The sequence below is a fragment of the Streptomyces sp. NPDC041200 genome (assembly GCF_055591805.1).
In genome coordinates, this window is record NZ_JBVIZF010000019.1 from 82,952 (window position 1) to 94,849 (window position 11,898).

The window sequence follows — 11,898 nt, forward strand, 5'->3', positions numbered from 1 at the left end:
AGCCCCCGGACCGGCCGCACACCGCCAAGGTGTACAGCTTCGGCCCGCTCACCCGGCAGGGTGTCGGGCCGGGGAGCCGTGTTCATGGACCGCGTACCCCGTGTATACGGAACCGGTAACGGATCGTCCGCGCCGTCCCCTTCCCTCACGGCCGCCTTTATTCTCTCCAGGGGGCTGATCAGGGGGATCAGGGAAGGGACGTTCGACGCCATGGAAGACCTGGGGGCGGAAGACCCACGCTGGATCGGCGAGTACCGACTGCTGAGGCGGCTGGGCGCGGGCGGCATGGGGCGGGTGTTCCTGGCGTACTCGGCGCGGGGCCGGACGGTCGCGGTGAAACTCGTACAGCCCGAGCTCGCGCGGCAAAGCGAATTCCGGCGGCGCTTCACCCAGGAAGTGCGGGCCGCCCAGCGGGTGGGCGGCGCGTGGACGGCCCCGGTCCTCGACGCCGACACCGAGGCCGCCACCCCGTGGGTCGCCACCGGCTACATCGCCGGGCCCTCGCTCCACGCCATCGTCGCCGAGTCCGGTCCGCTGCCCGAACGGACCGTGCGCATCCTCGGCAACGGCCTCACCCACGCCCTGCGGTCCATCCACGGCGCCGGTCTCGTCCACCGCGACCTCAAGCCCTCCAACGTCCTCATCACCATCGACGGCCCGCGCGTCATCGACTTCGGCATCGCCCGCGCGCTGGAGACCGTCACCGACGGCATCCTCACGCGCAGCGGCGCGGTCGTCGGCTCACCGGGCTTCATGTCGCCGGAGCAGGTGCGCGGCGAACGCGTCACCCCCGCCAGCGACGTCTTCTGCCTCGGCTCGGTGCTCGCCTTCGCCGCCACCGGCCGCCAGCCCTTCGGCACGGCGGACAGCGGTGTGCACGCGGTGATGTACCGCATCGCCCAGGAGCAGCCCGACCTGACCGGGCTGCCGGAGGGACTGCGCGAGCTGGTCACCGACTGCCTGCGGAAGGCCCCGGAGGAACGTCCCACCCTGGACGGGCTGCTGGAGCGCACCGACGGTCGTCCGGAGGACGGGGCGGGCACGGACGCCGAGCCCTGGCTGCCGGGCGGGCTCGTCGCCCAGCTCGGCCGCCACGCGGTGCAGTTGCTCGACGTGGAGACGCCCGCCGCGTCCCCGATACGGCCCGCGGTGCCCGCCCCGCCGCCGCTCCCGCCGACGGCGGGCCCCGCCGTCCCGCCGCCGCCCGCCGCCCCGCCGTCCGCCACGTCGTACCCCCTGCTCCCGCCCCCGCCCAGCACGCCGCCTTCGAGCGCCACACCCCCGCGCCCCGCGTCCGCCCCGCCACAGGCGGCACCCGCGCGGGAGGAGGCACCGCAGCAGCCCTCCGTGGCCCCGCAGTCCGGAGCCCGCACCGGCCAGCCCCCGGCCGGAACGGAGGGAGCGCCGCACGCCGCCGCCACACCGCGGAGCCCCGCCGGGCCGCAGGCCGCCGGGCCGTACGCCCCCGGGGACCCCGCCGCGGGCCCGCACGGCGCGGCGCGAGCCGCGACACCGCCGCAGGCCGAACCGCAGGGCTCCGCCAGGGCGACGTCGCACGGCGCACCGCAGGCCGCAGGCCCCTACGCCGCAGGGGGCTCGGCCGCAGGACCGCAGGGTGCGGCGCAGGCTGCCGCCACTGCGCAGGGCCCCGCCGGGCCGCAGGGCAGCACCCCGCCGCGAGGCGCACCGCAGGGTGGGCCGTACGCGGGCGCCGCGGGGCAGGCGTTCGGGCCGCCTGCGGTCACGTCGTTCGGGCCGCCGACGCCGCCCGGCGGGTCCGGCAGCGGGCCCAGCGGCCCCGGCGGGCCGAAGGGCAAGCCGGGGCGGGGTAAGACGGTTGTCGTCGTCTCGGCCGTACTCGCCACCGTGCTCATCGCCGGGGCGGCGGCCGTCGCCGTCGTCATGTCCAACAGCGACAAGGACAAGCAGGCCACCGACTACGACAAGATGACCCACACCCCGCCCCACACCGGGCCCGGGAAGTCGAAGGCGCCCGGCGGGGGTTCGGGGTCGCCGGGGCCGTCGTCCACCCAGCTGGGCACGACCGGCGACGTACCGCAGAGCTATCTGGGCGCCTGGGAGGGCGAGATCAAGGAGGACGACGGCGACTCCACCGGCAAGATCCGCCGGATCGTCCTCTCGCAGGGCGCGGTCGGCTCAGCGGTGGCGGACACGCAGATGTCCGCGCCGGATGAGTTCTGCCGGAGTTCGGCGACCCTCAAGTCGGCGGACAGCCTGCTGGTGATCGAGGACGAGTCCGTGACGGCCAGCGTGCCCGAGGAGGCGTGCGGCGCCGTCGGGGAGCAGACCCTGCGGCTGGGGGACGACGGCTCACTGGCGTGGAGCACCACGGACGGCTCCGCGGAGGCGACGCTGCGCCCCTCGAAGACCGGGGACACGCCCGTACCGGCCGCCTACGAGGGCACGTGGCTGGCCAAGGACGCGTTCGGCGAGGCGGGCGCCACCCGGAAACTGACGATCGGTCAGGGTGCGTACGGCACCGCGGTGGCCGAGGAGGTCGGCGACAGCAGCAAGTACCACTGCGAGGGCAAGCGGATGCTGGCCTCGGTCGAGAAGGGCCTGGTGCTCAGCCCCGTCAAGGTCACGAAGGCCACACCGGAGGATCTGTGCGAGCCGGGAACCTCGCTCACTTTCACCGCGTCTGGAAAGGACAAGCTCCGGGTCGTGTATGAAGACCCGGACAGCTTCAGCGATGAGACGATGACCCAGACCTTCACCCGTCTGAACTGATCGGCCGATCGGCGTACGGGGACCATCGGCACACGGACAGGAGCCACACCGCGATGGAGAACCTCGGGGCCCAGGACCCGCGGTGGATCGGCGAGTACCAGCTGCTCGGCAGGCTCGGCGAAGGCGGAATGGGCAAGGTGTACCTCGCCCGTTCGGCCCGTGGCCGTACCGTCGCCGTGAAGCTGGTGCAGGCCGAACTCGCCCGGCAACCGGATTTCCGGGGCCGCTTCAAGCGTGAGGTGGAGGCGGCGAGACGGGTGGGCGGCCAGTGGACCGCGCCCGTGCTCGACGCCGACACCGAGGCCGCGGTGCCCTGGGTGGCCACGGGGTACATCGGGGGGCCGTCGCTGCACGAGGTGGTGGCCGATGACTTCGGGGCGCTGCCCGAGCAGTCCGTGCGGGTCCTGGCGCACGGTCTGTCGCTGGCGCTGCGCGACATCCACGGCGCGGGGCTGATCCACCGCGATCTCAAACCGTCCAACATCCTGATCACGATCGACGGCCCGCGGGTCATCGACTTCGGCATCGCCCGCGCCCTGGACGCGGTGGGCGGCGGCAACAGCAATCTGACGGTGACGGGCGCGGTCGTCGGCTCGCCGGGGTTCATGTCGCCGGAGCAGGTGCGCGGCGAGACCGTGACCACGGCCAGCGATGTGTTCTGCCTGGGGTCGGTGCTCGCGTTCGCGGCCACCGGTCGGCAGCCGTTCGGCCGGGTGGACAGCGGCATCCACGCGCTGATGTACCGAATAGCCCAGGAAGAGCCCGATCTCGAGGGGCTGCCCGAGGGGCTGCTCGGCCTGGTCAGCGCCTGTCTGAGCAAGGAACCGGCGCAGCGGCCGTCGGTGCCGGACCTGATCGCGTACACCGAGGCGGCGGCGCCGGACGGCGCCGAGCCGTGGCTGCCGGGCGGGCTGCTGGCCCGGCTCGGGCGGGACGCGCTGCAGCTGCTGGAGGCCGAGAACCCGCATCAGCAGGCGACGGCTCCGGCGCCCGCCGCACCGCAGAGCGCGTACGCCACTCCGAGCGCGGGTCCGGCCGCCGCGCCGCCCGGGCCCTCTACGCCCCACCCCCCGTCGGCGTACGGCGCGCCCAGCGCCCCGGCGGCGTACGGGTACCCGATGGGCGGGCCCGCGGGGCCCTTGGGGCAGCAGCAGCCGGGCAGCGCGTGGCCGCAGGCGGGTGGCGGGTACCAGACCCCGGCCGGCCCCGCGGCCGCGGAGCGGAAGGTGCGCTCGGTGCGCGCGCTGGGGAACAGCCTGGTGGCCGTGTTCGTCGTGTGGATGCTGTTGACGATCAGCGATCTGTATCTGCGGATGTCGCAGTTCGGCGCGCTCCGCGACCTGGCCGAGGACGAGGGGAGCGCCGCCGCGGTCGACCGCAGGGCGGAGGCGGTCGCCTCGCTGGACGGCGCCCTGGGCATGTGCGTGGTGGCGCTGGTCGTGCTGTGGCTGGTGTGGTTCCGGCGTACGTACGTCAACGCCACGGCCCTGTCCCCCGGCCGGTTGCGGTTCGGCAGCGGCTACGCCGTCGGAGCGTGGTTCATCCCGATCGCCCTGCTGTGGATCCCCAAGCAGATCGCGAACGACATCTGGACCGCCAGCGCTCGCCCGGGCCCCGGACGGGTGCCCCGCGCGGCGCTGCACTGGTGGTGGACGGCGTTCGTGCTGATGTGCTTCTCCGCCCCGTCCGCCGGGCTCCTGGAAGTGGTCATCGAAGGCAGCAGGACCCTGGACGAGCGGGTCGGGGTCGCCGGTCACATCGCGGACGACGGCATCTCGCTGCTGGCCGCGGTGCTGGCGATCACCGTGGTGGTGAAGCTGACCGGGATGCAGGAGCGGCGCCGGGCGGCGCAGCGGCAGCAGCAACAACCGCCCGTGCCCGCCGGGGTCTTCGGCCCTCCCGCGGTCTGAACAGCCCGGGGCGCCTGACGCACGACGGCCCGCACGCGGCGCGATGACGCCGTTCGTGCGGGCCGTACGCGGTGGGCCAGGGGCCGAGGACCGTGGCTCAGAGGAACGAGTTGATCTGGATCGTCTCGTCCCGGCCCGGGCCGACGCCGATCGCCGAGATCGGCGCGCCGGACATCTCCTCCAGCGCCTGCACGTACTTCTGCGCGTTCTTCGGCAGGTCGTCGAAGGTCTTGGCCTGGGTGATGTCCTCCGACCAGCCCGGCAGCGTCTCGTAGATCGGCTTGGCGTGGTGGAAGTCGGTCTGGCTGTACGGCAGTTCCTCGACCCGCTTGCCGTCGATCTCGTACGCCACGCACACCGGGATCCGCTCCCAGCCGGTGAGCACGTCGAGCTTGGTGAGGAAGAAGTCGGTGAGCCCGTTGACCCGGGTCGCGTAGCGCGCGATCACCGCGTCGAACCAGCCGCAGCGCCGGTCGCGGCCGGTGGTCACACCGCGCTCGCCGCCGATGGTGCGGAGCTTCTCGCCGTCCTCGTCCAGCAGCTCGGTCGGGAAGGGGCCCGCGCCGACACGCGTGGTGTAGGCCTTCAGGATCCCGATCACGCGGTTGACCTTCGTCGGCCCGACCCCGGTCCCGGTGCAGGCGCCGCCCGCGGTCGGGTTGGAGGAGGTGACGAAGGGGTACGTGCCGTGGTCGACGTCGAGCAGGGTGCCCTGGCCGCCCTCGAAGAGCACGACCTGGCCCTGGTCGATGGCGTTGTTGAGGATCAGGGTCGTGTCGGCGACGTAGCCGCCGAGCTGGTCCGCGTACCCCAGCAGCTCCTCGACCACCTGGTCCACGGCGATGGCGCGGCGGTTGTAGAGCTTGGCGAGCACCTGGTTCTTGAAGTCGAGAGCGGCCTCGACCTTCTGCCGCAGGATCGACTCGTCGAAGATGTCCTGGACCCGGATGCCGACGCGGTTGATCTTGTCGGCGTAGGACGGGCCGATGCCACGGCCGGTGGTGCCGATCTTGCGCTTCCCGAGGAAGCGTTCCGTCACCTTGTCGATCGTCGTGTGATACGGCGTGATCAGGTGCGCGTTACCGCTGATCAGCAGCTTGGACGTGTCGACGCCGCGCTCGTTCAGCCCGCTCAGCTCGGAGAGCAGGACCGCGGGGTCGACGACGACGCCGTTACCGATGACGGGAGTGCATCCGGGCGAGAGGATGCCGGACGGGAGCAGGTGCAGGGCGTACTTCTGGTCGCCGACCACCACCGTGTGACCCGCGTTGTTGCCGCCCTGGTAGCGGACCACATAGTCGACCGAGCCACCGAGTAGGTCGGTGGCCTTTCCCTTGCCCTCGTCACCCCACTGAGCACCGAGCAGCACAAGTGCGGGCACAGGCGTACACCCCTTCCGGGCGGGGCATGTCCAACGTGCGTGGTGGCGTGCGTCACCACAAGAGCCGTCGAACCGGTGCCCCGGATAGACGAAGCCCCTGGCGCAACAGCGACAGGGGCTCTTGCACCGAGAGATTACCTGAGGAAGGACCGAGGTGTCGGCTCCAGACCCCTGGCACTCTCCGCCGGACACCGTCCGGGGGCGCCGCCTGCTCATGGTCATCGACCCCACCGCCCGGCGAACGGACGGGGAGTCGGTGCGCATCGCGAAAGATGTGCTGTGTGCGGGCGCGCAAACGAAAATCTGCCTGCCGGACGGGCCCGAGGAAGTCGAGCGGGCACTCGCCCGGCGCGGCGGCCGGCGGCCGGTGGTGGTGGGCGACGACCGGGCCCTGCTGCGGGTCGTGGAGATGCTGCACCGGCAGCGCGAGCTGGCGGACGCGGCGCTGTCGGTCGTGCCCGTCGGCGGGGCGGCCACGGTCGCCCTCGCCCATGCGCTCGGCGTGCCGACGGACGCGGTCGCGGCGGCGCGCACGGTGCTCGACGGGGCCGCCCGCCCCCGTGACCTGCTGGTCGACGAGAGCGGCGGGGTGGTCCTCGGCGGCCTGCGCATCCCCGGCGGGGACGGCGCGGCCGGTACGGCGCCACCGGGCCCGGCCGGGCCCTCCCGCACCGGGCCGGGCGCCGCGAACGGTGCCGTGGGCGGCAGCGCGCCGGGCGGGGCGGTGGACGGCTGCGAGTGCGGCTGCGACTGCGACTGCGACTGCGCTCCGTACGCCGTGGGCCCCACCGGTGCGACCGGGCCCGGCGGTGGAGCCGGGCCGGGCGGCGAGGCGGGGGCGCGGGGCGCGGGCGGCTGTGCCACCGGCGGCCACCACCCCTGGTGGACCCCGGCGGCGCGCACCGCGCGGACGGCGCTGACCCTGCTGTCGCTGCCGGTCATGGGGCTCGGCGGGGGCGGCCGGGGACGCCGGGCGCAGCCGCCGCCGCAGCGGCTGCGGGTCGAGGCGGACGGGGTGCTGCTGACCGATCTGGACCGGCGGGTCGAGGGGGTCTCGGTGTCGACGGCCGCGCCGGGCGGCGGGCTGGCCGACGTGGTGGTCCATCCGCACGCGGGCGATGGCGCCGAGGGGCCGGTCACGGCGCGGGCCCGGGCCGTCACCGTTTCCGGCCAGGACTTCCGCTACCACTCGGACGCGCTGGTGCGCGGCCCGGTGCGCAGCCGGACGTGGACGGTGCTGGCCGGGGCGTGGAACCTCACCCTGCCGCACCGCCGCTGACCGCCGGACCGCTGACGACGCGTACCGCTGACGGCTCGTACCGCTGGCGGCTCCTCTTACGGCTCCTCGGCCCCATCGGCGCGGGCCGCCGCCTGGAGGGCGCGCCAGCGCTCCAGCACCGTGCGCAGCTCGGCTTGCATGAACTCGAAGAACTCGGCGGTCTCGGCGGCCCGCTGTCCGGCCGGGGTCCCGGGGCCGAGGACCTTCGCGCCGTCCCGCATGGTGGACTCCCAGCGCGTGAGCACCTGGTCGCGGCGGGTCATCGTCTCGTACCAGACCTCGTTGTAGAGCCGGTAGCGCTCGCGCCGGGAGCCCGGTTCGCGCTCCCGCGCGACCAGGTCGACCTGGGCGAGGTAGCGGATCGCGCCGGAGACGGCGGCCGGGCTGATCTGGAGCCGCTCGGCGAGTTCGGCGGAGGTGAGCGCGCCGGAGTCGGAGACGAGGAGCGCGGCGAAGACGCGGGCTCCCATCCGCTGCATCCCGGCCTCGACGAGGTCGGCGGCGAACCGCTCGACGAACCGGGACACCGCCTCGTCATCACGTACGTCTTGTTCTTCGATCATCTCCCTCACCGGCTCATCATCCCCTCTCTTCGTCACATCATCATAAGTTTATATGGTTCCTTAACTTCACAAATTTGTGAAAGTAGCGTAGCTTCGCAATCATGACAACGGCAATCTCCGCGTCCGGCCTGCACAAGTCCTTCGGCCGGACCCACGCGTTGGACGGCCTCGACCTCGAAGTCGAGGCGGGTGAGGTCCATGGCTTCCTCGGTCCCAACGGCGCCGGGAAATCCACCAGCATCCGAGTCCTGCTCGGCCTGCTGCGCGCCGACTCCGGTGCGGTCCAGCTCCTCGGCAAGGACCCCTGGCACGATGCGGTCGACCTCCATCAGCACATCGCGTACGTCCCCGGAGACGTCACCCTGTGGCGCAGCCTGAGCGGTGGCGAGGTCATCGACCTGTACGGGCGGCTCCGCGGCGGGCTGGACCAGACCCGGCGGGCCCAGCTGCTGGAGCGGTTCGAGCTGGACCCGACCAAGAAGGGCCACACCTACTCCAAGGGCAACCGCCAGAAGGTCGCGCTGGTCGCCGCCTTCGCCTCCGAGGTCGAGCTGCTGATCCTCGACGAGCCGACCTCCGGGCTCGACCCGCTGATGGAGGAGATCTTCCGCGAGTGCGTGGCCGAGGAGCGCGACCGCGGTCGCACCGTGCTGCTCTCCAGCCACATCCTCAGCGAGGTCGAGGCGTTGTGCGGGCGGGTCAGCATCATCCGCAAGGGCCGGCGGGTCGAGTCCGGCACCCTCGCCGAGCTGCGCCATCTGACGCGTACGTCGGTGACCGCCGAGCTGGCCGCCCCGCCCACCGGACTGTCCGGGCTGCCCGGCGTCCACGGCCTCGACGTCCAGGACCGCAACGTCAAGCTCCAGGTCGACAGCGACAAGCTGGACGCCGTGCTGCGGCGGCTCACCGAGGCGGGCGTGCGCAGCCTCACCTCCACCCCGCCCACCCTGGAAGAGCTGTTCCTCCGCCACTACCAGGACGACGTCACGCGCGCTGGCGCCGAGGCGGGCACCGGGACCGGCACCGACACCGAAGAGGCGGTCGTCCGATGACCGCCGTAGCCGACACGCGGGTCACCGGCCGGGCCCGCGGCTCGTCCCGCGACCTGACCGGCACCGGCACACTGCTGCGGCTCGCGCTGCGCCGTGACCGGATCATGATGCCGGTGTGGGTGCTGTGCCTCGGGCTGACCGCCTCCAGCACCGTGGGCCGCCTCGACAGCGCCTACGAGACGCCCGCCCAGCGCACCCAGCTCGTCCAGGACATGAACGGCAACGGGGCGACCCGCGCGCTGTTCGGCACCGCCTTCGGCGACTCGCTCGGGGCGCTCACCGTCTGGCGGGTGGGCGCGTTCCTCACGGTGTTCGCCGCGATCATGAGCCTGCTCATCGTCATCCGGCACACCCGCGAGGAGGAGGAGACCGGCCGCCAGGAGGCGTTGTCCTCCTGTGTGGTCGGCCGCCGCGCGGGCCTCACCTCGGCCCTGCTCACCGTGGCCATCGCCAACGGCGCCGTCACCCTGCTCGTCGCGGGCGGTCTCGCGGCCCAGGGCGGCAGTGGGGCGGTCGCGCTGGGGCTGGCCGTGGGCCTGTCCGGGATGGCCTTCGGCGGTCTGGCCGCCATCGCCGCCCAGCTCACCGAGAGCGCGCGGCTGGCCCGGGGGCTCTCCTCGGCCGCGGTCGGCGTGGCGTTCGTGCTGCGCATGGCGGGCGACGCCGCCGAGGACGGCTCCAAGGGCTCCGGCCATGTGCTGGTCTGGCTCTCGCCGCTGGGCTGGGCCGAGTACGCCCGGCCGTTCGCGACCGAGCGCTGGTGGCCGCTGCTGCTGATCGCGGTGCTGGCCGCCGCGTCGATCTCCGTCGCGTACTCGCTGGCCGGGCGCCGCGACGTCGGCGCCAGCTTCTACGCGACCCGCCCCGGACCGCCCGCCGCCGGGCCGTTCCTGCGGGGCGTCTTCGGCCTGGGCTGGCGCCTCCAGCGCGGCGCCCTGGCCGGATGGGCCGCCGGGTTCGTCTTCGCCGGCGCGATCTTCGGCGCCATCTCGGACGGCGCCGACGACTTCCTCGGCGACAGCGACCAGAGCCGCGAGATCATCCAGCGCATGGGCGGCGCCCAGGGGCTCAACGACGCCTTCCTGGCCTCCATGGTCGGCGTCCTCGGCACCATCCTCACCGTCTACGCCGCCAGCTCCGTGCTGCGGCTGCGCGGCGAGGAGACCGACCAGCGGGCCGAACCGCTGCTGTCCAACGCGGTCAGCCGGGTGCGGTGGGCCGCCAGCCACCTGGTCATCTCCTACCTCGGCCCGGTCGCCGTGCTCGCCGTCGGCGGTCTCGCGCTAGGCCTCGGCTACGGGCTGGCGTCGGGCGACGTGGGCGGCTCGCTGCCGCGCGTCCTGGGCGCCGCGCTCTCCCAGACCCCCGCGGTGTGGCTGGTCACCAGCCTGACGGTGCTGCTCATCGGGATGCTCCCGAAGTATTCGGCCGCCGCCTGGGGCCTGGTCGGCTGGGTGGTCGCCCTCGGCTGGATGGGCCCGGCGCTCAAGGTGTCGCAGTCCATCATGAACACCTCGCCCTTCAGCCATCTGCCGAAGCTGCCCGGTGAGGACGCCACCGCGGCGCCGTTCGTGTGGATGGTGCTGGCCTCGGCCGTCCTGACCGCCGGAGGGCTGGTGGCCCTGCGCCGCCGCGACATCGGTTGACCTCCGTCAGCCCCCTTGCCTCGGCGCCGGACCCGCCCACCCCCTGTGGCGGGTCCGGCGCCGAGTCGTGTGTGTGCCTGGTCCCGGCTCAGACCTCGACCAGGAGTTCCGTCAGCCCGCGAATCACATATCCCGGCTGCCACACCGGCTCCGCGACGAGCCGCAGCCCGGGCGCGGGGCGCAGCAGCGCGCCGAAGGACGCGGCGAGTTCGATACGGGCCAGCGGGGCGCCCAGGCAGTAGTGGATCCCGGCGCCGAAGCTGAGGTGGGGGTTGTCGGCGCGGGCGAGGTCGAGCGTGTCGGGCCGCTCGAAGCGGGCCGGATCGCGGTTGGCCGAACCGAAGAGCAGGGCGACCTCGCTGCCGCGCGGGATGAGGGTGTCGCCGACCCGGATGTCCTCCAGGACCCAGCGCTCGAACAGCTGCAGCGGGGTGTCGTACCGCAGCAGCTCGTCCACAGCGGTGGACAGCAGCGCGTCCGGGGCGGACCGCAGCCGGGCCAGCTGGTCGGGGTGGCGGAAGAGCGTCCACCAGCCGTTGCCGGTGGTGTTGACGGTGGCCTCGTGGCCCGCGTTCAGCAGCAGCACACAGGTGGACACCATCTCCTGCTCGGAGAGCCGGTCCCCCTCGTCGTGCGCGGCGATCAGCGCGCTGATCAGATCCTCGCCCGCGTGCTTGCGGCGGGCGGCGATCAGCCCGCGCAGATACTCCGAGAACTCCTCCGACGCCCGGACCGCACGGCGCGCCGTCTCCTCGCCCGGGTTCAGCTCGAACATCCCGCAGATATCCGCCGACCAAGGGCGCAGCGCCGGGCGGTCGGCGGGCGGAATGCCCAGCATCTCGGCGATGACCTCGACCGGCAGCGGCTCGGCGACCGCCGCGATGAGGTCGCCGCCGCCGGAGGCGACGAACGAGTCCACCAGCCCGTCCGCCAGCCGCCGGACCGTCGGCACCAGCCCCTGGACCGTGCGCGGGGTGAACGCCTTGGAGACGAGCCGCCGCAGCCGGGTGTGGTCCGGCGCCTCCAAGTCCAGCATGCCGTTGCCGTTGAGGGTGTGGAACGGCTCGTGCTCGGGCGGCGGGGCGGTGCGGCCGAACTCCTCGTGGCTGAAGCGGTGCAGATACGTACGGCCCAGCCGACGGTCGGTCAGCAGAGCGCGCACATCCTCGAAGTGCGGGATGAGCCACTGGCGGGAGGGCGCGAACCAGTGGGCCCTGCCGCGCTCGCGCAGGCTCGCGTAGGCCGGGTAGGGGTCGGCGACGAACGACGGCTGCCACGGGTCGAAAGCAGGAGCTGCGCTGGTCATGACCGGACCG

Annotated in this window: 8 protein-coding genes; 5 read left to right on the top strand and 3 right to left on the bottom strand. The window is 73.4% G+C overall.

Features of this window, described 5'->3' with window-relative positions:
- Positions 1–210 precede the first annotated feature (210 nt).
- A complete protein-coding gene (locus ACZ6CL_RS30775; protein WP_468941519.1) occupies positions 211–2,751 on the top strand; it encodes a serine/threonine protein kinase in 2,541 nt (846 codons plus the stop codon).
- 53 nt (positions 2,752–2,804) lie between these two features.
- The gene (locus ACZ6CL_RS30780) at positions 2,805–4,661 is read left to right on the top strand and encodes a protein kinase domain-containing protein (protein ID WP_468941522.1); all 1,857 of its coding nucleotides are present in this window, start codon (positions 2,805–2,807) and stop codon (positions 4,659–4,661) included.
- Positions 4,662–4,758: 97 nt separating this feature from the next.
- On the opposite strand, the gene ACZ6CL_RS30785 is transcribed toward ACZ6CL_RS30780, so the two are convergent.
- Positions 4,759–6,042 (bottom strand): adenylosuccinate synthase, encoded by a 1,284-nt coding sequence (locus ACZ6CL_RS30785; RefSeq protein WP_468941524.1) that lies wholly within the window; start codon positions 6,040–6,042, stop codon positions 4,759–4,761.
- A gap of 214 nt (positions 6,043–6,256) precedes the next feature.
- On the opposite strand from ACZ6CL_RS30785, the gene ACZ6CL_RS30790 reads away from it, so the two are divergent.
- A complete protein-coding gene (locus tag ACZ6CL_RS30790) occupies positions 6,257–7,321 on the top strand; it encodes a hypothetical protein (protein ID WP_468941616.1) in 1,065 nt (354 codons plus the stop codon).
- Between the two features lie 56 nt (positions 7,322–7,377).
- Here the strand turns inward: ACZ6CL_RS30790 and ACZ6CL_RS30795 are convergent, their stop codons facing one another.
- On the bottom strand, positions 7,378–7,884 hold the full coding sequence (locus ACZ6CL_RS30795; protein WP_468941526.1) for a GbsR/MarR family transcriptional regulator: 507 nt from the start codon (positions 7,882–7,884) through the stop codon (positions 7,378–7,380).
- 101 nt (positions 7,885–7,985) lie between these two features.
- Here ACZ6CL_RS30795 and ACZ6CL_RS30800 point away from each other — a divergent pair, with 101 nt between their 5' ends.
- Positions 7,986–8,936: an ABC transporter ATP-binding protein gene (locus ACZ6CL_RS30800; protein ID WP_468941528.1), complete on the top strand. Its 951-nt coding sequence runs from the start codon at positions 7,986–7,988 to the stop codon at positions 8,934–8,936.
- Positions 8,933–10,582 (top strand): ABC transporter permease, encoded by a 1,650-nt coding sequence (locus ACZ6CL_RS30805; RefSeq protein ID WP_468941531.1) that lies wholly within the window; start codon positions 8,933–8,935, stop codon positions 10,580–10,582. Before ACZ6CL_RS30800 ends, ACZ6CL_RS30805 begins: the two co-directional genes overlap by 4 nt.
- An 88-nt stretch (positions 10,583–10,670) precedes the next feature.
- On the opposite strand, the gene ACZ6CL_RS30810 is transcribed toward ACZ6CL_RS30805, so the two are convergent.
- Complete coding sequence (locus ACZ6CL_RS30810; protein WP_468941533.1) at positions 10,671–11,888, bottom strand: cytochrome P450; 1,218 nt, start codon at positions 11,886–11,888, stop codon at positions 10,671–10,673.
- Between the last annotated feature and the right edge of the window lie 10 nt (positions 11,889–11,898).